Origin of the sequence: Ensifer sp. NM-2 (assembly GCF_003024455.1) — a bacterium.
Taxonomy (GTDB): Bacteria; Pseudomonadota; Alphaproteobacteria; order Rhizobiales; family Rhizobiaceae; genus Ensifer; species Ensifer canadensis.
On sequence record NZ_PVZR01000005.1, the window covers coordinates 384,396 to 408,740 of the forward strand.

A 24,345-nucleotide genomic window follows, 5' to 3' on the forward strand; every position below is an offset into this window, starting at 1 on the left:
GGGATTTTTTCCTTACACAGCAATATTCGTGTCCGCTTGGGGCGGCTTGCGCAAATGCAGAAGATGCACGACGGCTGCCCCGGCGAAGCCGAAGAACGTAGCTCCTAGGAAGATCCAGAAGGGGATTCCGAGGGTGGGCGTCGCGTTCAACAGGTTCTTGGAAATGTTGGTGACAGTGACCCAGGCCAGGAATAAGCCGATAGCAACCGCCGTGATGGAGATGCAGACGTTGATAATGCCGCGCAGCTTTTTTGGTAGTGCAGCCTTAATCTCGCCCATGACGATGTTTTCGCCGTTCTGCACCACGAGTGGGTAGGACACGAATACGAGGCAGATCAGGAGGAACCGCGTCAATTCTTCCGCTCCGATGAAAGGCAGCGTGAAGACGTTTCGCAGAACGACCTGAGTTGTCGGGACGATCACGATGCCTGCCATCAGGCAGACGCAGATAACGGTCAGGACACGTTCCAGCAGGCGCATCTTGTTTGCTCCGTTCATATGTTCGGATTATTGGGTGTGGGGACGGCATGTGGCCGTCCCGATGCCTTTGAGCGGCTTACTTGACGGCAGCGATCTGAGCCAAGAGCGGGTCGAAGGCCGGGAAGTCCTCCTTGATCTGGGCGCTCACCTTCTCGCGAAAGGCCGCCACATCAAGCCCGTCGGCTTCGGTGAGAACAGTCATGCCGCGACCCTTGAGGTCGGCAACGAGTTTGACTTCGGACTCGGTTGCCATCTGCAGCGATTTCTTAGCCTCGTCGTCCAGTACCTTGGTGATGGCCGTCCGCTGCGCCTCGGTCAGCCCCTGCCAGATTTCCTCGTTGATGAAGACCGCCAGCACGGCCCGCATGTGGCCGGTCATGGACAGATGGGTCTGCACCTCGTTGAGATTGTTAGAGGCGATCATCGTCAGCGGATTTTCCTGGCCGACCACGACGCCGGTCATCAGAGCCGTTGGCAGTTCGGCTACCTCGACCGGGGTCGGGATTGCGCCAAAGCCCTTGACCATCGAGACCCAGAGTTCAAGCGGCACCGCGCGGAAGGGTTTGCCGGCAAGGTCGGCCGGAGTCTTGACCGGGAAATTCGACGAAATATGCCGGTCACCGCGATAGATGCGGCCGATGATGCGGATGCCCTGGGCGACCAGCTTCTCGTTGACGGCCTGAAGGGCCGGCGAAGTCGCGGGATCTGTCGCAGCCAGTGCGTGGGCGCCGTCGCGATAAATGAAAGGCGCGTTGAACACGGCCACTTCCGGCACCAGGCGGGCCAGCGACGCGAAATCGTGATGGCCCATGGAGATCGACCCCATGCGAACGCCATCGACCATTTCGGCGACGCCCCCAAGCTGGCTGGCGGGATAGACCGTGACGGTCACTTCGCCATTGGTGGCGGTCTTGATGCCTTCCGCGGCGGCGGCGGCATAAATCGTCTGGATATCGCCTTCGGCGCCGACATGGGCGTATCGCAATTCCGCAGCCGAAACCGGCCCGGCCACGAGCGCTGCCCCGAGTGCGAATGCGGCCAGGCCGCGTGTTTTGAGAATGTTCAGCATTTTCTTCTCCTCCCTTGGATAAAAAAGACTGATCTGCCTGTTATTTCTCCTCCGGCAGACCCTTCCTGGCGAATGCGGCTATGTAGCTCTTGCGCCGAAGCTCATCGCCGATGGCAAAGTGTTGGCGCAATTTGGTCTCGGCCTCGTCGGGATCGCGCGCGAGTACGGAAAGGTAGACCTCCCGGTGGGCCTCAACGAGGTAATCGCGGATGCCGGTCGTATCGCTGGTTTCGATGCGCCGCTGGACATGGCTGCGCTTCAGCAAGGTGGCTATCGAGTGATAGATCGTGATCAGCGCCGGGCTGCGGCTAGCCTCCACGAGCGCCAGGTGGAACGCGAAGTCTGCAGCGCCGCCGTCCTCGGCATCATCAAGCGTTTCCATGAGTGTCGAAAGCAGACCTCCGATCCGCGAGAGATCTCCGTCGGTTGCGCGGCTACATGCCAGGCGGATTGCCTGGCACTCGATGGCAATTCGCGCCTGCATGATATCGTCGACCATGTCGGGCTGCTGGGCCAGGCAGAAGGTCAGGAAATCACCCAGGACGGCAATATCGGCCTTGCGCACGAAGGCGCCCTTGCCGTGGCGAATATCTAGAAAACCGTAGTTTGCGAGCGACCGAAGCGCCTCCCGAAGCACGGGTCTCGAAACCCCGAGAGCCAGGCACAGCTCACGCTCGCCGAGTAGCCTGTCGCCCTCCTTCAGGGCGCCGGACAGCAATTGTTCGCGAAAGAACGACAGGACCCTTTCGGTCCCGGCGACTGAGTCGGACTCGGCACTTATCAACGTATTCACAGCTGGTCTCCACTGGTATTACCAGTAAATCACCAGATCCAGTTAAGGTCAACCTCAGCGTCGCATCGAAAGGTAATGGCCCAGAGCGCCGATATTTTATCAGGGCCGGAGTTGCTCTCCTATACGCGCGCATTGGGAAGGCTTCATCAAAGCCTCCTCCGAAATGTACCTGAAATTTGTGGACAGCCGCGGACTTAAATACAGCGAGCTGAAGTCCTGTTTCTCCGTATTTGGGCTGAAGTCGAAGCTCCAAACGCTGGCTGCATCTCGCCAGTCTCTCGCAAACATCGACGCTTTCGATTTTATCCGGTCGGAATTGGAGAATACGGCAAGGTTACAGCTAGGCTCTGCGATCAATACCGAATCCAACCTTACGTCGAAGGTCTTCAGCAATATCGCAACATCGCTGAATATCAATATTGCCGGATACACGTCGCGCTTTGGTCCGGTACACGGTTTCGAGCAGGTTGATCAGTTCGAACATGCCACTCTCACTTCATGACCGGAGGCTTCGGCCCATGTCCAGGTGACGGCTTCGGGGTGGAAGCCCCGTCGCCGCCTCGACGAGCTGCCAGCTTAGGCGCCTTCCTGAAGCCGTCCTCAGTCCGCACGAGATCGTAGGCCTCGCACACCTTGTCGGAGAATATGCCGTGCAGCTCCTGGCTGTCGTCGATGTCGAATGACAGGATCTCGCCAGAGCTAATTACGAACGCCTCATGAGGCTCGAGGCCGCTATTATCGATCAGGACGACTTCATCCGCGACCATCAAGGCTGCGGTCAGGTTCGCGAACGATCCCTTATGCCGCCTGCGGATGTTCTCTTCCGGGATGCTGTGGCCGCCCTTCAACACGCGCTGTCGGACACGCTCGACATTCCTCTCAACGGAATCCAGGGCGACATAATAGAGGCCCACCATAAACCCGGCCGCTTTGGCTTCTCGCATCAATCGGATCGATTGCTGGCTGCTCAGTGTGGTTTCGAAAATGAAAGACTGCCGGGTTTCGATCATCTCGGCAATGTATCGGAGGGCAGCTCGACCAGCTTGAATGTCGGTCGATTTGCCATCGCCGATCGCGGGCATCGCGTTGGCGATTTCGTCTGCGTTGATCCAGACACCTTCGAGATCGAGCTTCGCGAACGCGGAAGACTTGCCGGAGCCGTTTGGCCCGGCAAGGAGGATGCACGACAATTCCGGCATACAGCGATCGCTACCTTACCGTGGCCGGAGCGTGATCCTTGCGCTCGTGCTTCGTCCGATCCTTGGCTTCGTTCTGGCGATCCTTTGCGGAAATCGTCAGGCCCATGCGACGGCTCTCGGCAAGGGCTTCCCGGCCGATCTGCTTCAAGGCTTCCTTGTTCTCGCGGTACTTCTGCAAGAGCATCGTCGATCTCCTATTCCTGCCTTCAACATAATGCTTTCGGCCGTCGGCTGCAAATTTCGGCTTATGCCAGGTTCCGCCGACGGCAACACGGGATGCAACAGGCCGCGAGAGACGGCCTTGAAGCCCTCGGGCATCTTCCGTTCCTATCTCTACCTTAACCCGGCGGCTCACACTGCGGGGTTCTTTTTGCCGCGTAGTCCGATCCTAAAGTCGATAGGTGGCAGCCCCTCGATCGGCTCCTCCAGCTCGTCCTCTTCGTCCGCGAACGCGCCGGGTGGCAAATCTGCGGCGATCCTGTTTGCAGACATCCGAAATAGAACGCCGTTGGCCTGCCTGACTATATCGTGCAGCTTCTCATGATCCTCAGACCCGATCTCGGCTGCGTGCAGCTCCCTTACGAGATCGATGATCGGTTCAGGGGCGCTCAATTCGTCAGCCATGCCCTTCTTCCTTTCTACTCCCTTCCTGCATATCCGACCCCGTAGCCGTCGGCTACCTTTGTGCCTTGCGTCGTCGGGCTGGACCATCCTCGGAATAGAGGAAGGAACAGCCCCATGCCCGAAAAACTTGAGATCATCTTCGACACCAGTGGCGCGGATTGTAAGGCCGCTCCGGGTTTTCTTCAGCTCTGTCAAAGCGGGGCGGGGTAGCTCTCGAGATGCCGACGGTCGGCTATTTACCTACTATGGGCAAAATGAATGGAGAGTCCGGCTCGAAAAGGCGGGATTCGCTGTCTTGCACCTGCGGATAACGGGACAAGATCCTACACGTCGCGATGCCGATAAATGGATTAGCTGTGTCGCAAGGCGCAACGGTTCGGTTGAGGGGGAGTTTGAATGAAACTAACAGCACTGGTCCTCGCGACTTTGCTGTCTCTGGCAGGGCCAACATTCGCTCAGTCCGCCCAGACGCCGAATACCGACAAAAATGCGCCGCTCGCAGCGCCAGTGCAAGCTGAAGCTGTCAAGAAATCTGAGCAGGATCCCGGTAAGCCGGCTACTATGCCGGCGCCTCTAGGGGCGACTGTTGAGCAGCTCAACGCAGCTGAAATGGAGAGGGTGCCCGGGAGTCCCTGGTGGGATAAATTGCTCCAGTCGGGCGTGGTTGCGTTAGCCGGTTTGGGTGGCGCATTGATTGGGGCTTTGGTTGGGCGCTGGAACACCGTTGCGGCCATCAACCAGAACAACCCTCCTTTACCTAAGTGTTGGAGGCTGTGATCGGAAACGCAAGCATTCCCTTTTTATGCCGGTTTGAGACCGGTCGGGCGCAGGTCAATTCACCGCTTTGCCGGTTCACATGATGTTCCCCTTATGGAGAACCTAACCGAAGTGCATCATGCCTATTTTGGAGGGTAACAAGCCTTACCCCAAGCCGAGCAAAAGCGCGTCATGATGTATCTGAACGCGTCAGCGGATCATCTCATAGGAACTGCACTCTCACGCTCCAGCAGCATTTCTTCCACCAGGCGCGCAGACTCAGCGGAAATCGGTAACAAGGCCAGATGGCGTAGGCGGTGACAGATGGTGGAAAACGATGGCGCCTGTAGCTGACAGGGGTTGGATAATCGTCGCCAGTTATAAGCAAGCAGAATCATGGCAGGCTAACGATGAGATCATCGCCACAGAGGAACGTAGCCACGACTGCCGTTGATCAGGGTGCGGGTGTAGGGGTGGGTAACGGCCCGCTCGATCAGCTGTCGCTTTTCCGCAAATTCGACGAAGCCACCATCCTGCATCACGGCAACGCGGTCGCACAGGTGGGCGACCACGGCGAGATCGTGGCTGACGAGGATATATGTCAGCCCTTCTCGCTCGCGCAGATCTTTCAAAAGGTTCAGTATCTCGGCCTGGATGGACACGTCGAGCGCCGACGTTGGTTCATCGAGCAGTAGAATGCGGGGTGACAGGATAAGCGCCCGGGCAATGGCCACGCGCTGGCGCTGGCCGCCGGACAGCTGATGCGGGAATCGGTATCGAAAATTCTGCGGCAAACCAACATCTTCGAGTGCCTTTTGCACCCGTTCCTGGCGCCGATCCAGCCCATGGATCTCCAGTGGCTCGAGAAGCGTGCGACCGATCGTGTGCCGCGGGTGGATGGAACCGAACGGGTCCTGGAACACCATCTGTTGCTTCGCCAACTGGGCCTTGGAGCGTTTCTGGCCAATCGCCTCTCCATCAACCTCAATGGTGCCGGTCCACTGCTTGTTGCGCCCGGCAAGGGCGCCGAGGATCGTGGATTTGCCGCAACCGCTTTCACCGACAAGCCCGAAGGCTTCGCCTTTCGCAACGGCAAAGCAGACATCCTTCACCACGCGCACTTCGTTGTCGGCTTTGCCATAGGAAACGGCGAGTTTTTCGACTTTGATCATCGACATCACATATTCTCCAGCCAGGCCGGGTCGCGCCGCAACACTTCCAACCGATCGCGTGGATGGTCGAGGCTGGGCAGCGCATTGAGCAGGCCACGGGTATAGGGGTGCTGGGCGTTGTCCAGGTCGGAAGCCGCGATGGTCTCCACAATGCGCCCGGCATACATGATGATGACGCGGTCGCAGAAGCTGCGGACCAGATTGAGATCGTGAGAGATGAAGATCAGGCCGATATTTCGTTCGACGACCAACTCGTCGAGGATCGAAAGAACCTGTTGGCGCACTGTAACATCGAGAGCCGAGGTCGGCTCGTCGGCGATGATCAGCGACGGCGAGGCGATCAGCATCATCGAGATCATAATGCGCTGGCCCATGCCGCCCGAGACTTCGTGCGGATAGAGGTCGAACACCCGCTGCGGATCGCGGATGCGCACGCGTTCCAGCATGGCCAACGTCCGGGCATGGGCTTGCCTGCGGGAGACGCCTTCGTGCAGCAAAACCGTTTCGGCAATCTGCTCGCCGATACTCATCACCGGGTTGAGCGAATATTTCGGGTCCTGCAGGATCATGGCGATGCGTCGGCCGCGAATGGAGAGCATGTCCTGCTCGCTGGCCTTCATCAGATCGATGTCCTCGAAAATCATACGCTCCGCGTGGACCCTGGCCTTGGGAGGCTGGAGGCGCATGATCGCTCGGCCGGTCGTGCTCTTGCCCGATCCGGATTCGCCGATGATACCCACCTTTTCGCGACCGACCGTGAAGGACACGTCGCGTACGGCCATGACCGCGCCGGACAGGGTCGGAAACTCGACCGACATATTCTCGACCGTCAGAATTGTGTCTGAAAATTTATCCATTTCGAGGATCCAGAATGTCGCGCAGGCCGTCGCCGAGCAAGTTGAAGGCGAGGCTCACGGTTAAGATCGCGATGCCGGGGATAGTGGTCAGCCACCATGCGTCCAGGAGGTACTGACGGCCGGAAGCGGCCATCGCACCCCATTCGGGCATTGGTGGTTGCGCGCCCAGTCCAAGGAAGCCGAGACCGGCTGCCGTCAGGATGATGCTCGACATGTTGAGCGTCAGGCGGACGACGACAGAGGGTGCGCAGAGCGGCACGATATGGCGCACGAGAATGCGGATCATGCCGGCGCCCTGCAATTCGGCGGCGATCACGAAATCCGCGTTGCGGAAGGTCAGCGTCTCTGCCCGGGCAAGACGAGCAATCGGCGGCCAGACTGTGAGAGCGATGGCAATGACGGCGTTTTCGATGCCAGGTCCCAGGCTCGCGGAGAAGGCGAGGGCGAGAACCAGGCTCGGAAAAGACAGGAAGATATCGGTGATGCGCATCAGGATGACGTCGATCCAGCCACCGAGATAGCCAGCCGTCGCCCCGATGACAAACCCGATGGGCGCGACGATGATCGTCACCAGAATGCTAATATAGAGCGTCGTGCGGGCGCCAAAGACTAGCCGCGTGTAAACGTCGCGGCCGAATTCGTCGGTTCCGAACCAGTGGTGCCATGACAGTGGCTGCAACGCGTTGGAGAGGTCCTGCGCGTAAGGATCGTAGCTGGTGATCGCGGGCGCCAGAATGGCGACGATGATCAGAAACAGGACCACGAGAAAGCCGGTGAAGGCCAGCGGGTTGGCGAGCAGGCTGAGCCAGGCGACATATATCTTGTGCAGCCGCGCCTGGCGTGTCGAGGTAAAGTCCTCGTTGATCAGCCAGTCGTGCAGAGTGGTCAGGGACCCTTGTTTTGTCATGACTGTCACCGCGTCCTTGGATCTATGAAGCGATAGACAATGTCCGAAAGGAGATTGATCGCGATGGAGATGATGCCGATCAGCAGGACGCTTCCAAGAACGGCATTCATGTCGGCGAAAAACAGAGCCGAGGTGAGATACTGGCCGAGGCCGGGCCAGGCAAAGACCGTTTCGATCAGCACGGTGCCGTCGAGCAGGCCGCAATAGGCGAGCGCGACCACTGTGAGAAGCTGAACGCGGATATTGCGGAAGGCGTGGCGCCAGACGACGGCACGTTGCCCGAGCCCCTTGGCTCTCGCCGTCAGGATGTACTCCTGGCGCAGCTGTTCCAGCATGAAGCTGCGGCTCATACGGCTGAGATAAGCCATGGCGGCATAACCGAGGATCAGTGCCGGGGCGATCACATGGTGGATTGCGCTCCAGAAGACTTCCCATTCGCCGGCGATGATCGAATCCACCAGCAGCGATCCCGTCGGTCCCTCGACAAGGCCTTCGTTATAGATATCGATGCGCCCGCCACCCGGGATCAATCCGAATTTGGCATAGAAGACGAGGATGACGATCGTCCCGAGCCAGAAGATCGGTGTGGAATAACCGAGCAACCCGACGACCCGCCCAAGGTGATCCACCCACGTGCCCTTGCGTACGGCGGAGATGACCCCGAGTGGTACGCCGAACCCTGCACCGATCAGCGTCGCCAACGTCGCGAGCTCGATCGTGGCGGGAAACACACGGGCGAGATCGCTCGAGACGCTGTTTTTCGTGATGTGCGACTGACCGAAATCAAGTCTCACAACATCCGACAGATAGTGCCCGAACTGAACATAGAGCGGGCGGTCGAGGCCCATCTCCTTGTAAACGCGCTCGTAGGTCGCCTGGTCCGCCTGGTCGCCGATGGCGGCAATCACCGGATCCGCCGGCACCAGTCGTCCGATCACGAACGTAATGATGAGAAGACCAAGCAGCGTGGTCAGGATGACGGCGAATGAGGTCGCAATCTTGCGGGCACCGGACAGCAGCTTCTTGCTGCTGCCCGGGCCCTTCGCGGCGGTCGCTTGGGAGGAGGTCAAGTCAGATGTCCTTGCTGAAGACGGTCAGTCGCCTTTGGTCACAGTGTCCCAACGGGTCAGCCAGGTCGAATGGCCCGTGTAACCCTTCACGTCATTGCGAACAGCCTTGGCATCCGTTCTCTGGAAGGAGGTGATCAATGCCGGTGACGATTCCAGATAGACCTTGTTGATCTTGGCATAGAGATCGTTGCGCTTGGCCTTGTCCGTTTCATGCGCCGCCGCCAAAACCATATCCTGAATCTCCTTCGGCACATCCCATGCGGAGCGCCATGCCAGAAGGCCGGTCAGCTTCGCATCGTCGGCATTGTTGGCGTTGGTGGCATAGGAAGCCAGCACGGCATGGGGATCGGGCAGGCGTTCACCGGAACGGGCCGAGAAGATCTCGAAGGCCCGTTCGCGGAACTTGCCGATATGGTCTCCACCCTGAAGGTCGAGCTTGATGCCAGCCTTTGCCGCATTGGCCTGCAGCGATTGGGCGACTTCATATTCCGGGGTAACCGGCGTGGCGAAGTAGATCTTGGAAAACCCGTCGGCATAGCCGGCTTCCGTCAGCAGTTGCTTGGCCTTGTCGATGTCCAGCTTATAGGGGTTCTCGGTGCTGGCACCGGCCAGGCCGCCTGGAATGATGGTCTGCTGCTTGATCCCGTAGTACTTCATGACGGTGCTCGAAAGGCCGTCATAATCGATCAAATAGCGGAAGGCTTCACGGACCTTCGGGTTCGACAGGATCTCGTCCTTCTGGTTCAGCGCCAGATAGTAGAAGCCGAAGCCCGGCGTTTTCTGGATCTGTACGTTTCCGCCTGCCTCAAGTGCCGACAGATCGGTAGACGACAGCCGGGTTGCGACATCCATGTCGCCGGCCTCGATCTGGAGGCGCTGAGCCGAGGATTCCGGCAGGTGACGGAGAATGACGCGACGCATCGCCGGCTCGCCCTGCCAGTAGTCGGCATAGGCTTCTGCGATCAGTAGTTCATTGGCGCGCCAGGAGCGCAGCGAATAGGGGCCGGACCCCGCATCGGCCGTCTGCAGGAACTCGCGTCCCATGTCGTCGTTTTTCGCCTTGTCGGCGAGGAAGGTGCTGTCGAGGATAGACGTCGAGAAGCTGGCAAGCGACAGCAGAATCAAGTCGGCATTCCAGACTTCCGGCGTTTCCAGCACGAGCGTCTGGTCGTCAGTCGCACGGATCAGGCTATCGACGTTGTCGGCGGAGAAGCCCCACTGGCGCAGGTCGGTAGACGGCGCGAGGCCATGCTTGACCAGACGGCGCAGGGACCATTCCACGTCCTTTGCCGTAAGCGCGTTGCCGGAATGGAATGTCACGCCGCTGCGGATTTTGAAGGTGAAGGTCTTGCCGTCTTCAGAGATCGTCCAGCTTTCGGCAAGGCCCGGCTGCGGCTCGTTGATCTTGTCAGCAGGCAGGACGATCAGCCGTTCATAGAGGTTAGCAACGACTTCGGCGGATTCGAACTGGTTCAGTTCGTGGGGATCCAGGCCGCGCATCGACGACATGTTGACCGCGATCACCAATTGATCGGGCGGCGTGGCGGCAGTCACTGTGTAGGGCGCAGCGATCGCGATCGCGACCGCACAGGCGAGCGTCAGGAAATGGCGTCCAAGCATTTGTATGTTCCTCCTGATGAGGCTCCTCAACCTCTAGTTTTCACCAATTTTCATATCGACATCGATCTGAAATCTGGTATATCAGATCTCACAAGTCAAATGAATCGTCAACAGGATTTTGCAGCAATGGCTGATAAACCAAACCTCTCGAGCGGAGTGGGGCGCATTGAAAAACTTGACCCTCAGCTGCAGCTGACGGTCCGCGATCACGTCCATCGCATTCTGCGCGGCGCCATTCTGGCTGGCCGGTTCACGCCGGATGAAAAGGTCAACGAACGCCAGCTGGCCGAGCAGTTCGGCGTTAGCACGACCCCGGTCAAAGAGGCGTTGCGGCTTCTGGAGGCGGAGGGTCTCGTCCAGTCTCTGCCGCGGCGGGGCATTCTCATCCGCTTCAATATCAACTGGGCCGAGGAAATGATCCTGGCGCGTGCTGCTCTCGAGTCGATGATCGGCCGACTGGCTGCGCGCCGCATGTCGGAGGACAGCAAGCCGACGCTGAAGGCGACCGTCGGTCTGATGGAGGCGGCGACGGCCAGCGGCAATGCCGATGAACTGATCGCTCTCAATGAGACCTTTCACGACCAGATCCATCGAGCCTCGCGCTGTCAGTACCTGGTGCGGCTTATCGAGCGCCAGCAGTTCTATGACGCAAGCATTCGCCGGATCATCCATTCGGATCCGGCCGAGCGGGAAAAGGCGCTGCACGAACACAGCGCGATCGCTGCGGCAATCATCGACGGGGATGCCGAGCGCGCGGAGAAGCAGATGCGCGATCACGTGGTCCGCTCCGGTGAGACCTACCTGTCGATCGTTTTCGGAAACAAAGAGGATGTTTAAGGTGAGTGAAAAGCTTGAAACCGTTAGAAAGGCACTTATTGGGATTTCGGGCGTGCCGGTCACTCCCTATCACAAGGACGGAAGCATCGACGTCGGGAAGCTTGATGCCCTGATCAAGGAGATGGCCGCAGCCCGCGTGCACAACTTGATGGCTGCTGGCAATACCGGCGAATTTTTCACGCTGACCATGGATGAAATCCGTCTGGTGCATCGCACGACGATCAAGGCCGCGGCCGGCAAGTCGCTGGTCAGCGCCGCAGTGGGACGTTCGCTTGCCGACGCCAAGTCGCTTGCCAAGGACGCAATTGCCGAAGGTGCCGACGCGATCATGGGTCATCATCCGATGGACCCGTTTGCCGGCCCCTCCTACCAGGCCCGCTATTTTCTGGAACTCGCCGATTTCTGCACAGTGCCGGTGATCGCCTATGTGCGCAGTGACGGGTTTTCCGTTGACGATTTCCGTAAACTCGCTCTTCACCCGAATATCGCCGGCATCAAGTTCGCCTCGTCCAACCTGATGCTGCTCGCGGAAGTCATTCGTTCGACGCATGATGCCCCGGCAATCTGGGTATGCGGTTTGGCCGAAGGCTGGGCGCCTGCGTTCTATGCACTGGGCGCGCGTGGGTTCACGTCGGGACTGGTCAATGTCTTCCCGCAGCGGTCTCATGCGATCCTCTCCGCATTGCAGGAGGGCAATTATAGCGCTGCCCGCCAGCTGATCGACGGCATCGCCGAGTTCGAGGCTCTGCGCACGAAATACAACAATGGCGCCAATGTCACCGTCGTCAAGGAAGCCCTCGGCATGCTCGGCAATGATGTCGGCCCCGTTCGCCTCCCGGGCGTCGTCGCGCTGAACGACGCCGAGCGCGCAATTCTGCGCAGTGTCGTCGATCGGGTGACCACCGAGCAACGCGCTGCCTGAGGAGAACTGACGTGCATATCACTGGCATCAAGACCTACATGCAGCGTGTCGATGATCGGCCGCGCCTGCTTTTGAAGATCGAGACAAGCGAAGGCATTTCCGGCTGGGGCGAATGCTACAACCATGGCCCTGACTGGGCACTGCCGCCGCTGCTTGACTACCTGTTTCATCAGATCGAGGGCGAGGATCCTCGCCGGGTCGAATATCTCGTGCTGAAACTCAACCAGCAATGCCGGTTCCCGCCGGGTGCGCTCGGACTGGCGGCGATTTCGGCCATTGATCACGCGTTGTGGGACATTGCCGGAAAGGCAGCGGGCCTGCCGGTCTACATGCTGCTTGGTGGCCATGTGCGCGACCGCGTCAAGGTCTATTGCGGCGTCTATACCGCGCCCGATCCGCAGCACGCGCTCGACCAGACGCTGAAGCTCAATGAAGACTATGGCTACACGGCCTTCAAGCTCAGCCCCTACCGTCGCGATTTGCACGGGAGCCGTTGGGGCGAAGTGGTCAAGGAAACGGGCGACTACTTCGGCAAGATCCGCGAAATCACCCCGTCGCATTACGAATTTGCCTTCGATGCCCATGCGAAGATCTTCGAGCCGTATCAGGCGGTGCAACTGGCAGCGGCGCTCGCACCCAACGATCCGTTGTTCTATGAGGAGCCTATACGGCCGGAGCATATCCCGGCATGGACCGAGCTGAAGTCGAAGGTCACGGTTCCGCTGGCCACCGGCGAGTCGCTGTACAATCGCTTCGAATTCCTGTCGCTTCTTTCGGCGCGTGGTGCCGATATCATCCAGCCGGACATCTGCGTGGTTGGCGGCGTGACGGAGATGCGCCGCATCGCAGCCCTGGCCGAAGCGCATTATGTGACGGTGGCGCCGCACAATCCGATGGGGCCGCTGGCAACCGCAGTGAACGTTCATTTCTGCGCCGCGCAGCCGAACTTCAAGATTCTCGAATTCAAGCCGCATGTCCATGCGCCTTGGGCGCTTGACCCCTACATGCCAGTGGACGGTCATATGGAGCTGCGACCCAATCGCCCTGGCTGGGGCATCGAGATCGATGAAGAGGTCCTGGCTAAGGACGACTACATCCATTGGGAACGCAAGATCACACGCAAACCCGACGGCTCGACAGCTTATCCATGACATCATCCGATAGAGGCCGCCAAAACCCGACGGATAGAATTGGGTCGGTGCCTCGAACTCGGGACGCGTTTCATTATCAGGAATTTCGGAGCCATCATAGTTGTCGCCATTCGAGACAATTGGCCATCCATAGTTTCGTCCCAGCAGGATACGGTTGAGTTCATCGCCGCCATGCGGGCTCATTTCATGCAACCAAAGCGGCCCATTCGGTACAAAGGCCATTCCGCATGGGTTCCTGTGACCGCCGGTCCATAGTTGCGCGCGCACCCCGCCTTAGTCTGCTGAAGGATTGTCGGCTGGCGTTCAACCATCGAGATTGAGTCGAATGACTTTCCCACGGGCGACATCTTGGTCTTGGGCAGTCTACGGGCGTCCCCGATCACCTGACGTCAAAAACAAATGCCGACCGTCAGGCGCAAACGCATGATGCCACCCGGCTGATTGCCTGATCCTTTGAGGGGCTGCTGCCAGATGACGGAAGGCGAGTCTGTCCTGCGATGTCTGCTGGTCGCAATCTCTATCACATCACTGCCTCGATCCCAGCAGATGGCCACGTCAAACCTGTCCTGAAACAATAACAATACCAACTGTGGTGCCCGACAATCCTGACCGCCTCACCGAAAACGGCGTTCTTCAGGAGCGACTATGCAGCAAATGCTGACGCGGGGTTTACGTGACAAGACCGCCGGAACGTTTCAAAACTCCCGCGCACTGATCCTGTCTGCTAGTCTCGTCATGAGGTCCATGCTCATGAAAAATTGCCACGACCAATGCGGGCGCGCGCTCGCGCGGCAGGCAGAAGACGTAGCGATGTTCGCAACGCGCCATCCGTAGCGCTGGAAAGAGCTCGCTCATGTCTTTGAAAGAGCCTTGTCCGGCGGCAAGGCTGGCAATTCCTTGTTCCGGCTTGGCGACATAGCGGCGGAGCTGCGTATTGCTCCACTGCTTACGTGTAGCGGATGATGCCGCGCAGATCGGCTTCTGCCTCTAGCGTGAGGGTATAGGCTGTCAAGCGCGGTCCCCGGCGAGTTCTTCATCCAGGATTTCACCGATGCTCTTGGTGGAAACCCTCCCCGCAAGGCCATCGTTGATGCGATTTCCCAGCAGGTTTTTCAGCTCCTGCCATGCCTGATCGGCATCAGCATCGCCGGGAAACAAACGTTCCAGGGCGTATTGCTTGATGGTCTTGCCCTGCAACGCGGCGAGCGCCTTCAGGCTTTGGTGCTGCTGGTCCGTTATGTCGATTGTCAGGCGGCTCATGGGATTCTCCGTAAGACTCACAAACCCACATTAGCACTATGAACGGATAGGGCTATTGTCCTGTCGTTTGGCACTTAAACGGGTTCTTCCTCAATTTCTGTGGCTAACATAGTGTTGGCGCCTCGACCGCTATCTGCGGGGATGCGAGCGCAATTGAAATGGTCACCCGGCCCAGGGGTCAAGATTCTGGGTATCACCCTTCAAGATGAAGAAAACTGGGTTGTTTCCGCCGCTGCGAACCCGTCGGTATCTGCCCGGAATGTGGAACGCGAAGCCGGCGTCGGCACGGCTGGCACAACCGCCGTCTCCAGGACTTGCCTGTTTAAGGTCAAGTTGTGTAAATCAGACTGGCACTGAACCGGTGGCAGTGTAGACACCGGAAATGCGGGCGACGAGATCCCCTTCAGGACGTTGAGCGTCCCGTAACTCTTGTGGACGTCCTTCACCAAAAGTGCGGGCTGGACAGCTTCGAGGCAAATTTAATCCTCCAAATGGTATCCGGCGAATACCTGCTCCTCCGCAGGCACAGCTCCTTCCGGCGGCGCGAAACCGCAAGTATTCTCGTTTGACCTGTGCTGATTCAGTCGATCTTGATCAGGCGGGAACGACTTTCTGTCTAACTACCTCGCAACCCGGTGCGAGTTGTCTGAGGCCGCTGACGAGCATGTTTCCCGCTTCCTCAAGCGCTTCCTGAGGCATCTTTCCGAGGCTCTCGAGAATAAACCACATCCGGCCGCCTACGGCGTCAAGGCGCGTGCGGGTTCCCTGCCGCCAGTTCCATCGACGGCAAGTCACTCCGAGGTCGTCTCTCCAGATCACTTCACCTTTCGAAGGGTTCTCGATGATCTTGTCGCCGTTCATGACCGTGTCGAATTCTTCCGTTCCGTCAGCCACCGTCAATCGGGGTTTGCCGACGTAGGCATCGAAGTTTTCGCCGCCGACGGGGATTGCGTAACGGAGGCTGACTGCGTTGTAGAGATCGACGAGCGGATTGATTGCCGGTATACGGCCGTCCTTCTCGACCCGCTTCCTCAAGGCCTGCGCCGAGCAGGGTGTCCGGTTCGGTTTTGCCCCGAACCGTGTATACACCTCGGCCCATGCTGCCAGATGGGCCTCGCTCCACGACGGTCCGCCGTCCCGGACGAAATCACATGCTTCGTCCAGCACCTGACGAGCCATTGCTCCAGGCGTCGCATTCCTCGCGTCAACAAGAATACTGATTGCTCGGAAGTCTGGCGCGATCGTCGCGATCTCTGTGTCGATAATCGGGAGTTCCATTTCCACCCACTAGCTCTCATTGACCGATTTAGTCTATAATACCGACCATGGAAAAAAAAGTCAATATATCGACCGAAACGGTCGCTGATGTCAGGCGCGTGAGCGCGACGGTGTCCCAGAACCTCAAACTCTTCCGGAGGCAGAACGGTTTGTCGCTGGATGAGCTGTCGAGACGGTCGGGTGTTAGCAAGGGCATGCTGGTCGAGATCGAGAAGGGCAGCGCCAATCCGAGCATCGCGACACTTTGCCGGGCTGCGACGGCGCTTGGCGTTTCCATCGCGGATTTCGTGGGCGTTGCCTCCAGCGTGCCGGTTCGGATCGTTCCTCCCGAGGATGCCTCAACCCTTTGGCGAGGCCCTAACGGAGGGAGTGCGACGCTGCTGGTTGGCACGAACGGTCCCGACGAAATCGAACTTTGGCGGTGGTCAATGTTCCCGGGGGAGGTGTTTGAGTCACCTGGCCATTCCCCCGGGACGCTCGAACTTCTCAATGTCGAGAGCGGAGAACTGACCTTCCGTCTCGAAGACAACGAACAGGTCGTCCAGGCTGGCTCGTCGGTGCTGGCAAGGACGGAGAGCCCGCACGCGTACGTAAATCGGGGCGAGGGGGAGCTTCGCTTTGTGATGGCAGTCGCCGAACTGCAGCGCCCGAGAGCGCGGATCGGCTTGTGAGAGGCAGGGGTCCGAAGTCTGGCTCTCGCGCTTCCACCAGGATGGACCCTGCTCGCCAAAACCATTTGACGTTCCGCAGACGAAGCTCGAAAGCCCGGAAGAAAAAGCTGCCGTCGACCAATGACATTATTCGTCGCCTGGAGAACGGTCAGATCAATCTCGGCTTCATTCGCCCGGTCGAAAACATTGGCTCGCTCCGGTTCTTCTCGATCGCGCATGAGCGCTACTCGCTGGCGGTGGAGAAGACCAGCGCGCTGCTTGCTAGAGGCGAGATCGGCATCGAGGATCTGAAGGGGGAGAAGATCATCTCGTTCTCCCGTCAGAATCTCTCCTATACCGAGCGCTACTTTGCCGAAAAGTTCGAGGCGCACGATCTCGCAAAGAGCGTCGCCTATACCTGCGACGACACCTTCTCGTTGGTGTCACTGGTCTCGGCCGGTCTTGGCATCGGCTTTGCGCCGGAATGGACGCTCGATCTACCCAACCGCAATTTCGAGCTCAGGAAGGTGAGGGGGATCGATTTCAGGATCGGGCTTGGGGTCGCCTGGTCGAAGGGCGATCCCACGGCCGCTCGCGACGATATCATCGATATCGCACGGTCGCTGGTCAGGGTGGGCAGGTGAGGGCGCGGGCACCGGCGGTCGCTCCTTTGCGACCCCTCGACCAACCGGAGCGGCTTGCCGGGCCTAGGCTTCCCGGATCCCGGCCGTTGGCCGTCGCTTCTCTAATCGGCGTGTTGAGGTCAAGCGCTTTTCGAGCTGTCCCACTTGTGCGGCGTTCAACGTTTCTTCGCGGCCCGCGCTTCTCTCCGGGATCGGCACTAGGCCCTCCCACGATGGGGTCCAGTAGATGATGTGGTCCAATCTATGCTGCATCCTGATGACGGATCATCGGTATAAGCGACGGCCACGAACTCACATCACCATCGTCCGCGAAGGACGTCTTCCTCCGCGAGGCGGAGCTTTGAATTTCTCTTTCTTTGATTGCGTTTAGAACTGACTACTTTATGCGGGCATGGCGCCGGCTGTCTCCTCCCGCGTCCAGCGGAACTCTGAGCCGTCCACCCACATCCGATGCATCACCACAGCAAGCCTGCGCGCCAAACGTTGGCTTTCTTTCTGCCATGCCGCCTGGCAATGTTCATTGCCCATGCTTTGAGCCAGCACCATTTCACCACACGCGTCAGCATCGTCTGCGCCGCCTCATACAGAAGCGCTCGCATCATGGCATCCCCGCATAGGGAGACATGACCGATCCGTTTGCTTTCGCCGGACTGGTTGAGCACCGGCGTGAGCCCCAGTACGGCTCCCACCGCCCGCGAATGGCGGAACCGACTGGGAATGTCGATCGTCGAGACATAGGCGAGCGAGACAACCGGTCCGACCCCAGGCACCGTCATCAGCCGCTTGCAAACTTCATCACACCTCGCCTCGTGGGCAACCTTCTTGTCCAGTTTGGCGAATTCTTCGCGCAGCTTGCGCCGTCCAGCGAGCAAAGGTTCCATGATTTCCGCCAGATCGGGGTCCGCCTCAATGAGTTCGCGTATCTTCTCCTCGAACGTACCCCCGGAGACGACGCCGACCTTCAGCCCGAAATTGCGCAGCAGCCCACGCATATCGTTCTCGAGAGCGATCGCTTTTTCCTGTAACAGCGAGCGAGCCGTCAACAGAGCGCGGCGCTTCTGGCTCGTAAGCGTCTTCACGTGTACGCTCTTGAAAAGACCGACCCGCATCATTTGCGCAATGCCGCGCGCATCGTTGCGATCACTCTTGTTCGTTTGCGAAGCCTTTAAGAAGGCCTTCGTGTGGCGCGTCTCGATGCAGAATACCGGAAGGCCGGCCTTTGCCAGTCCTTCGAACAGCCATTGCGACATTGGCCCGGCCTCAAGTCCCACCCGTTCCAAGCTGAGCGCGGGATCACGCAGGATGGCAACCAAGTCCTGCGGGTGAGACACTACCTTTTTCTCCCGGCAGGTCTTGCCGCTTGCATCGACAATACAAACGCTGGTTTCTTTGACCGAGACATCGAGGCCGGCGTAATGTTTCATGGCTGCGCTTCCTCTTTCTGATGTTTGTGGCTGTTTCATACAGACCACGTTTTATCATCAGCTCGGTGCGCAGCACCTTCCTCCGATCGGTGAAGATGGGGCACGAAGCCGATTACCCCATCTATGCTGATCCTCCGAGACGAGGCTTTTAACCGGTCAAGCAGCGCGCGAACGGGCTCTGGCAGCGTTGCTGCCGGCGCCTGGTACGCTCGTTAAGAATTGTTCAGTTCAGCAGTTTGATAGCCTCCAAAAATTGGCGGCGGCATCCTCAAAGCCATTGTCCTGTCGGTTGGGATCGACGCCACCCTCGGCGGCATTGCGAGCCCGTCAAAGTGGTTCAGTTCGTAACGTTCTGTTTTGGCGCGTCGCAAACTCAAAAACAACTATAACTTGTAAATTGTATTGCTAAATCAATTTATGAGCGCCATCGTTGCCGGGTTGTCTTCGAGCGCAATACCGGACTCGTTGGGATGCCATCGACCTACGCAAGCCATTCGGCAATGCACTGGCATCACGTCGCCTAACATTTTGTAATAATTGAATTTGTTTAACTCAGGAGCGTTTCCGATGTATGCCGAGCACTATGCGCAAGTCATCCAATATGTATGGGGTTACGTCGGTGCGAGATCCTATTTGCTTCAAGGGGATCTGCAGACAGTAGCGCAGAATATACCCCGCCTGCGGTTGGACGGGCCTGGGATATACTCCCTTTGGTTGAAGTCTTCATTCCACGAAAACAAATACGTTCCGACCTATGTCGGATTTACCTCGCGGCCGATACAAACGAGATTGGGCGAGCATGCTCGGTTCGGAAAGATCGGCGAGCTTTACTCCGGATTACCCGACGGTGCGGCAACGACAGGTGGAATTGGCGTCCTTGCACTGGAACTCCCGACGCCGATGGCTCGCGCAATGGAATCCGTGTTTCTGGAAGCCTTCGACTTCGCACAGAATACCGCCGACAATCTTATGTCCCGCGCACTGCGGCCGTGGACCGTCGACGCTGATCTTTCCGAAGATGCGCCGATGCCCGAAAGCGCAGGGGATATCGAGGCCTTCAACGACCTCCTGACCGCAATCTCCGACCAGCTGGAGGCTCTGCAGGACCTGCAGACAAAGCTGATGCAACTAAAAGGCTGACCTTTTCCCGCGGTCGGCCTCACGGCCCGGTCGGAACGCAACCATCTCTCCGCACATCTTCTTACTCGCGTGCTTTCCGGCCGGACGCTCTCTCGCCGGCCCCAACACGCTTGGTCTTAATTGAACCCGAAAAAAGGAGAACGTCCATGCCTGCCGAGGAATCCAACGCCATCGTCATTGTCGATCATCGCGAATACAGCCTCAAGACCGTGCCAGCCTTCGATGATCCGCTGGTGCAGCGAGAGGCGAAGGCGGTCATGGGCCAACTGAGCCTTAAGGATGTGACCCAGAACCTGGATCTGTCCGTGGAGTTGTTCCATGTGGCTTATAACGGCGTTGCTGGCGCCAAGGGCGGGGCTTTGCAAGCCGATATCGCCGGTTTGCAGAGCCGCCTGGCTATGCTGTGCAACGACTGCGTTATCACAATGACCTCGTTCGAGGCCGAGACCCGCAACATCATCGACCTTTTGCAGCAGTCCTACCGTTGGTTGACAAAAGGGCAGGAGCCGCTCGCGATCAAGAAGCTGGCGCATTGCAAAACGTGCTCGAGCAACATGTCGGAAAAGGCCGGCGTGCTTGCCGACAAGTTCAAAGGCCTGCAAGTGGACTCCAGCAGAGCGAAGTCCAACACCATTCTCGAGGAGGCCAGCGAACGAGACCGGTTGCTGGCGGCTGAAAAGGCGGAACGCGATGTAATCGCGAAGCAGAAAGCTGAGCAGGTCAACCAGCAGGAGCTCGTCAGCCAGATTTCCAATGCACAGACGCTGTACGAGGAAGCCAAGACTCGTGAAGAGAAGGAGGCAACGAAAGCGCTGGTGATGGGGGTTGCTGGCGCAATCACTGGTGCGATCGGCGCAGGCCTTGGAGCGTTCACGGCATCCCAAAATCCGGTCGGTACGGTCTTGAACAAGGCCGGCAATGCCATTGAAAAGAACGATCGCATCACCTCCGCCAAAGCTGGCACCGACGAAGCCAAGAAGCAGTCCGACGACGCGCAGAGGAAATTTATCGAAGCTCAGGACCAGCAGTCGGGAAAGAAACTCACCAACGACAAAATCAAGTCCGAGCTCGATGCCTTGAACGAAGCTTTGGCCAAAATGGAACAGGACGGCAAAGCCAAGGATCCCGACGTAGCCGCGTTGAAGAAAAAGCGCGATGCCAAAAAGGAAGATCTGGCAAAAGCATCCGCGGAGCTCGACAAGATGGCGGCGAAGGTCGACGCACTTGAGAAGGATGCGAACGCCGCAAACAAGGCATATGGAGCGGCGGGGACGGCGCTCAAGGATCTGGCAGCCGCCACCAATCAGATGGCCAGCAAAGCTGCAAGCGCGGAGGACTCGATCCACGAGGAAAAAATGAAGTTCCTCAATCAGAAGATCGAACTCGAGAACCAGAAGCGGGCGTCGCTGGTCGCCATGGCTAGCTATGCGGAATCCCTGAAGAATCTCAAGATTGAGGAAGGTAATGCGACATTGTCTGTCGATTCCTTGCACAGCGCAATCGATGCACTCGGTAAGATCATCGGCACATTGACGAACGCATCGCTCTTCTGGGATCAGATGTCCAACTATTGCGGTCGCATGACCGACGAGGGTTTTCAAAGAGATATTGAGGACCTGAAGGAGCTCGACGCCAAAGACCGGCTTGCCGAGTACCAGGCTCCCGAGTTCATGAAGACCTTCCTGATCTACATGTGCCAGTGGGTCGCGCTGAACGGTCTGTCCGGTGACTATCTGAAATCCGCCGGCGCAGCGCAAGCGAAGGCGGTGAAGTACCTGCAGGATTCACCGACCATCGAAGAGGCCATTCGCCGGGCGCCAGAGCTTGCGAGAAATCTCAGCATCATCGTCGAGCAGGACCTGTCTGAATCCCGCCGTGCCACCATCGAACTCGAACAACAGCGTGCTTTGATCGAGCAGGCTCACGCGGCCTAATCCTCAATGCTTGCAGCAGGAGACACATCATGAACAACGTTGCAATCGTGGGAAATGAACGAACCGGCAGCCAGCAGGTTGTCGAATTCAAGACAATTCTTCAACAGCTGACGCAAGCCTCGGAGCTTTTGAAGGAGCAAAAGACGGAGGAAGCCACGGCATCGATTTTGGCGATGTCGGATGCCGTGGACTATCTGCACTCCCAAGCCAAGCTTGGTGAGCGCATGTATGCCAAGGAACAACAGGTTACCTCGGAGCTCGTGAAATCGATCATATCCGATCTGGGTCTGTTGAACCAAAAGATTACCGGGATCCAACAGGAGATTGCCAAGGTCAGCATCGAGATCCACAAGGATGAGCAGGACGCTGAACTTCTCAATCAGCGGATCGCGCAGCTGGTCGATCAGATGAGAGCCGCCGAGGTCGAACTCGCCCATCATCGCCGAAAACTCGACGAGCTAAACGACAGTTCGGCGGCGAGCATCGTCAGGTCAATTTTTTGTCTCGGGCTCGACCGTGCAATCATGGGGATCATCACCCTGGTCGACAAGGACGAGGCCCGAATTCGCTCACTGAACGACGAGAGGCAAAGATATCGGCAAGAGCGTGAAAGTGATGAAGGGCGGCTCAATGCAACTCGTGACTTGTTGTCAAGTTTGCAAAGCCAGAGGGATGAGTACACCCGCACTATCAAGCAGTTAGAGGTGGCGGAAGACACTCTTCACCAGAATGAAAAGGCGGCGCGACGTAAGCTGGCGTATTTTACGGACATTTCTCTATTCTACGGGAAATTGCAGGCCATGTGCGAGGGAATCGAGATCAACATCGTTTCCGTCGCTGATGTCGTCCAAGAGTTGAACGACGCTCAACCCCGGATCGTTGACATTGATGCGTCCGGTTCGGAGCTAATTTCGCTCAAGTCTGCTCTCTACAAGTTTGATGCCCTGCTCGGCAGCGAGCCCATCGACGCACTTTTCTAGAGGGCGAGTTGAGGGGCGGGACCCGCCCCTCAATCTACTTTGTTGCGAAAACACAATCAGCCGTTTTGATTCAGTTTGTTTCTGGAGGAAATTTGAGATGCCGTCAGTCAGCAATTCCCCGACATTGATTGCTCAGGAAACGCCAAGTTGGTGCTTCGCTGCAGCCGAAGTGATGGTGCGGCAATATTACGGTTTGCAGCAGATGTCACAATACGAAATAGCACGGGCTAGCACTGCAGCGCTTGCGGAGGCGGACTTGAGCCTCGCTGAAAAGTGGGACCTGGCTCAGGTACTCGACAGCTCAGCTGACGTCACCGAGGATGTTGGCGAAAACCACAAGAGCAAAATTGTCGAGCTGGTGCGCGGTCAATGGAATGCGTTCAACCATGACGCCACTGGCGGGCAATTCATCGCCAAGCCGACCTGGGAAGATGTCCGCGCAGAAATCGATAACGACCGCGTATTCGTCGTGGGAAGCACGATCCACTACTACGTCGTGTCCGGGTATTCCGATGATGGCAAGGGCAGGAGGCTCTGGGTCCAGGACCCTTGGCCGGCAGGTAGGGGAGGTCAGAAATCATTTCTCTTATTCGACGAGTTCTTAGATGCCGAAGGAAAGGCATGCATTGTGTTTCGGCAATAGTCAGTTGTCGCATTCGAAACCTTCAGCGTTCTACGACATCATCGATCGCTGGCCAGGGCGGGATGGTGAGGCTGGAAGTCCCACATCTGTGCGCGCCGACATAGCGACATATGTCCGCGCCCAAATAGATAATGGTTCATACATGCCTAGGGTTGATTCCGCAGTATAGCGAGCCCTTCGGTTATCAAGAGCGCCCATCCGACCGGAACAAGTCTCGCGGAGATTATCGGCTGTGGCTGAACTGAGTTTTACCCCACCAACCGGCGAATTAGGTCCTGTTGACAAACTGGATTCCCAAATCAGTGGAAGCATGATTCAAAACTGTCTTTTAGGAGGCGGGTTTGGCGCGTGGCGATCTGACGGATTTGGAATGGAGGATCATTGAGGGGCTGCTGCCTACCGAGCGCGGCAGGAAGTCTCGGCCCTCTCATGACAACCGGCGATATCTCAACGGAATGCTGCATGTTCTGCGGATCGGCTGCCCCTGGCGCGACATGCACGAGCGCTACGGCAGCACATGATCGACAGCACCACGGTTCGAGGCCATTCACAGGCAGCGGGCGCTAAAGGGGGACTTATAAGGAGGCTTTTGGTCGATCACGCGGTGGCTTTACGACAAAAATCCACGCCCGCGCAGACGGTCAAGGACGCCCTCTCGGCTTCATCCTGACGGGTGGCGAAGCATCGGACTACAATGCCATTCCGGGCTTGCTAGCAATGCCAGTTGGCAAACCGAGATTGTTTCTCGCTGACAAGGGCTATGACAGCGACTTCCTGCGTGAAGAACTGCTGACCCACGGGATCAGGGCCGTTATACCGCCGAAGGCAAATCGAAAAGAGCCGCCCGTCTGCGACTTTCGGGCCTATAAGGATCGAAACCGTATCGAGCGCCTGTTCAACAAGCTCAAGCAGTTTCGGCGCGTAGCCACCCGCTA

26 protein-coding genes and 4 pseudogenes are annotated in these 24,345 nt (G+C 58.1%); 14 read left to right on the plus strand and 16 right to left on the minus strand.

The features are described from left to right. Window positions 1-12: 12 nt before the first annotated feature. The 3 genes from C6558_RS13630 to C6558_RS13640 form a co-directional block, all read right to left on the minus strand. Window positions 13-480, minus strand: coding sequence for a TRAP transporter small permease (locus C6558_RS13630; protein ID WP_107027403.1), 468 nt, complete (start codon window positions 478-480; stop codon window positions 13-15). A gap of 76 nt (window positions 481-556) precedes the next feature. Continuing rightward, window positions 557-1,549, minus strand: coding sequence for a TRAP transporter substrate-binding protein (locus C6558_RS13635; RefSeq protein ID WP_057217425.1), 993 nt, complete (start codon window positions 1,547-1,549; stop codon window positions 557-559). A gap of 40 nt (window positions 1,550-1,589) precedes the next feature. Further along, window positions 1,590-2,342, minus strand: coding sequence for a FadR/GntR family transcriptional regulator (locus tag C6558_RS13640; RefSeq protein ID WP_107027374.1), 753 nt, complete (start codon window positions 2,340-2,342; stop codon window positions 1,590-1,592). 163 nt (window positions 2,343-2,505) lie between these two features. Here C6558_RS13640 and C6558_RS41635 point away from each other — a divergent pair, with 163 nt between their 5' ends. Beyond that, window positions 2,506-2,844, plus strand: a complete 339-nt coding sequence (locus tag C6558_RS41635) for an MAE_28990/MAE_18760 family HEPN-like nuclease (RefSeq protein WP_107027375.1) — start codon at window positions 2,506-2,508, stop codon at window positions 2,842-2,844. Here the strand turns inward: C6558_RS41635 and C6558_RS13650 are convergent. The 3 genes from C6558_RS13650 to C6558_RS13655 all read right to left on the minus strand — a co-directional run bounded on the left by C6558_RS13650 (window position 2,834) and on the right by C6558_RS13655 (window position 4,165). Continuing rightward, window positions 2,834-3,541, minus strand: a complete 708-nt coding sequence (locus C6558_RS13650) for a zeta toxin family protein (protein ID WP_107027376.1) — start codon at window positions 3,539-3,541, stop codon at window positions 2,834-2,836. The two genes, C6558_RS41635 and C6558_RS13650, sit on opposite strands and share 11 nt — an antisense overlap. Before the next feature lie 10 nt (window positions 3,542-3,551). Next, window positions 3,552-3,725: a hypothetical protein gene (locus C6558_RS40330; protein WP_199197013.1), complete on the minus strand. Its 174-nt coding sequence runs from the start codon at window positions 3,723-3,725 to the stop codon at window positions 3,552-3,554. A 167-nt stretch (window positions 3,726-3,892) separates the two neighbouring features. Further along, window positions 3,893-4,165, minus strand: a complete 273-nt coding sequence (locus tag C6558_RS13655) for a hypothetical protein (RefSeq protein WP_107027377.1) — start codon at window positions 4,163-4,165, stop codon at window positions 3,893-3,895. A gap of 396 nt (window positions 4,166-4,561) precedes the next feature. On the opposite strand from C6558_RS13655, the gene C6558_RS13660 reads away from it, so the two are divergent. Then, window positions 4,562-4,942: a hypothetical protein gene (locus C6558_RS13660; RefSeq protein WP_057217434.1), complete on the plus strand. Its 381-nt coding sequence runs from the start codon at window positions 4,562-4,564 to the stop codon at window positions 4,940-4,942. 395 nt (window positions 4,943-5,337) lie between these two features. Here C6558_RS13660 and C6558_RS13665 read toward each other — a convergent pair whose 3' ends face one another. From C6558_RS13665 to C6558_RS13685, 5 genes are read right to left on the minus strand one after another with little or no spacing between them, the layout of a single operon-like run. Then, entirely contained in the window at window positions 5,338-6,093 is a 756-nt protein-coding gene (locus C6558_RS13665) for an ABC transporter ATP-binding protein (protein ID WP_199197021.1), read from the minus strand. Window positions 6,094-6,098: 5 nt separating this feature from the next. Next, window positions 6,099-6,950, minus strand: coding sequence for an ABC transporter ATP-binding protein (locus tag C6558_RS13670; protein ID WP_107027379.1), 852 nt, complete (start codon window positions 6,948-6,950; stop codon window positions 6,099-6,101). Next, window positions 6,943-7,857: an ABC transporter permease gene (locus C6558_RS13675; protein WP_107027380.1), complete on the minus strand. Its 915-nt coding sequence runs from the start codon at window positions 7,855-7,857 to the stop codon at window positions 6,943-6,945. The genes C6558_RS13670 and C6558_RS13675 overlap by 8 nt, the downstream gene beginning before the upstream one ends. 5 nt (window positions 7,858-7,862) lie before the next feature. Further along, a complete protein-coding gene (locus tag C6558_RS13680) occupies window positions 7,863-8,927 on the minus strand; it encodes an ABC transporter permease (RefSeq protein ID WP_107027381.1) in 1,065 nt (354 codons plus the stop codon). A 24-nt stretch (window positions 8,928-8,951) separates the two neighbouring features. Beyond that, window positions 8,952-10,547 carry an ABC transporter substrate-binding protein gene (locus C6558_RS13685; protein WP_107027382.1) on the minus strand — a complete coding sequence of 532 codons (1,596 nt, stop codon included), beginning with the start codon at window positions 10,545-10,547 and terminating at the stop codon, window positions 8,952-8,954. A gap of 126 nt (window positions 10,548-10,673) precedes the next feature. Here C6558_RS13685 and C6558_RS13690 point away from each other — a divergent pair, with 126 nt between their 5' ends. Genes C6558_RS13690 through C6558_RS13700 form a run of 3 tightly spaced genes read left to right on the plus strand, consistent with a single transcriptional unit; the run spans window position 10,674 to window position 13,457 of the window. Further along, window positions 10,674-11,384: a GntR family transcriptional regulator gene (locus C6558_RS13690; protein WP_107027404.1), complete on the plus strand. Its 711-nt coding sequence runs from the start codon at window positions 10,674-10,676 to the stop codon at window positions 11,382-11,384. After that, a complete protein-coding gene (locus tag C6558_RS13695) occupies window positions 11,377-12,306 on the plus strand; it encodes a dihydrodipicolinate synthase family protein (RefSeq protein WP_107027383.1) in 930 nt (309 codons plus the stop codon). The genes C6558_RS13690 and C6558_RS13695 overlap by 8 nt, the downstream gene beginning before the upstream one ends. A gap of 11 nt (window positions 12,307-12,317) precedes the next feature. Next, a complete protein-coding gene (locus C6558_RS13700) occupies window positions 12,318-13,457 on the plus strand; it encodes a mandelate racemase/muconate lactonizing enzyme family protein (RefSeq protein WP_107027384.1) in 1,140 nt (379 codons plus the stop codon). 87 nt (window positions 13,458-13,544) lie between these two features. Here the strand turns inward: C6558_RS13700 and C6558_RS41640 are convergent. From C6558_RS41640 to C6558_RS13715, 3 genes and pseudogenes are all read right to left on the minus strand, one after another. Then, window positions 13,545-13,679, minus strand: a pseudogene (locus C6558_RS41640) (PQQ-dependent sugar dehydrogenase); the annotation flags it as partial. A gap of 473 nt (window positions 13,680-14,152) precedes the next feature. Then, window positions 14,153-14,469 (minus strand): annotated as a pseudogene (locus C6558_RS40765) (type II toxin-antitoxin system RelE/ParE family toxin). After that, the gene (locus tag C6558_RS13715; RefSeq protein ID WP_057217450.1) at window positions 14,466-14,717 is read right to left on the minus strand and encodes an antitoxin; all 252 of its coding nucleotides are present in this window, start codon (window positions 14,715-14,717) and stop codon (window positions 14,466-14,468) included. Before C6558_RS13715 ends, C6558_RS40765 begins: the two are co-directional and overlap by 4 nt. Before the next feature lie 248 nt (window positions 14,718-14,965). On the opposite strand from C6558_RS13715, the gene C6558_RS13720 reads away from it, so the two are divergent. Then, window positions 14,966-15,043: a transposase family protein gene (locus C6558_RS13720; RefSeq protein WP_245449172.1), complete on the plus strand. Its 78-nt coding sequence runs from the start codon at window positions 14,966-14,968 to the stop codon at window positions 15,041-15,043. Between the two features lie 268 nt (window positions 15,044-15,311). Here C6558_RS13720 and C6558_RS13730 read toward each other — a convergent pair whose 3' ends face one another. Then, window positions 15,312-15,995 (minus strand): B3/4 domain-containing protein, encoded by a 684-nt coding sequence (locus tag C6558_RS13730; RefSeq protein WP_107027385.1) that lies wholly within the window; start codon window positions 15,993-15,995, stop codon window positions 15,312-15,314. Window positions 15,996-16,042: 47 nt separating this feature from the next. Between C6558_RS13730 and C6558_RS13735 the strand changes: the two genes are divergently transcribed. Next, window positions 16,043-16,666 carry a helix-turn-helix domain-containing protein gene (locus C6558_RS13735; RefSeq protein ID WP_107027386.1) on the plus strand — a complete coding sequence of 208 codons (624 nt, stop codon included), beginning with the start codon at window positions 16,043-16,045 and terminating at the stop codon, window positions 16,664-16,666. 113 nt (window positions 16,667-16,779) lie between these two features. Continuing rightward, window positions 16,780-17,289, plus strand: a pseudogene (locus C6558_RS13740) (LysR family substrate-binding domain-containing protein); the annotation flags it as partial. Window positions 17,290-17,670: 381 nt separating this feature from the next. Here C6558_RS13740 and C6558_RS13745 read toward each other — a convergent pair. Beyond that, window positions 17,671-18,713 (minus strand): annotated as a pseudogene (locus C6558_RS13745) (IS110 family transposase). Between the two features lie 567 nt (window positions 18,714-19,280). Between C6558_RS13745 and C6558_RS13750 the strand changes: the two are divergent. The 6 genes from C6558_RS13750 to C6558_RS40775 form a co-directional block, all read left to right on the plus strand. Continuing rightward, window positions 19,281-19,853 (plus strand): hypothetical protein, encoded by a 573-nt coding sequence (locus C6558_RS13750; RefSeq protein WP_146160895.1) that lies wholly within the window; start codon window positions 19,281-19,283, stop codon window positions 19,851-19,853. A 146-nt stretch (window positions 19,854-19,999) separates the two neighbouring features. Then, window positions 20,000-21,787 (plus strand): hypothetical protein, encoded by a 1,788-nt coding sequence (locus C6558_RS13755; protein WP_107027389.1) that lies wholly within the window; start codon window positions 20,000-20,002, stop codon window positions 21,785-21,787. Window positions 21,788-21,816: 29 nt separating this feature from the next. Then, the gene (locus C6558_RS13760; RefSeq protein ID WP_107027390.1) at window positions 21,817-22,767 is read left to right on the plus strand and encodes a hypothetical protein; all 951 of its coding nucleotides are present in this window, start codon (window positions 21,817-21,819) and stop codon (window positions 22,765-22,767) included. 97 nt (window positions 22,768-22,864) lie between these two features. Further along, window positions 22,865-23,410 (plus strand): C39 family peptidase, encoded by a 546-nt coding sequence (locus C6558_RS13765; RefSeq protein WP_107027391.1) that lies wholly within the window; start codon window positions 22,865-22,867, stop codon window positions 23,408-23,410. A gap of 341 nt (window positions 23,411-23,751) precedes the next feature. Then, window positions 23,752-23,931 carry a transposase gene (locus C6558_RS40770; RefSeq protein WP_245449168.1) on the plus strand — a complete coding sequence of 60 codons (180 nt, stop codon included), beginning with the start codon at window positions 23,752-23,754 and terminating at the stop codon, window positions 23,929-23,931. Window positions 23,932-24,031: 100 nt separating this feature from the next. Continuing rightward, window positions 24,032-24,345: transposase (locus C6558_RS40775; protein ID WP_245449173.1), on the plus strand; the 314-nt coding region annotated here is incomplete at its 3' end.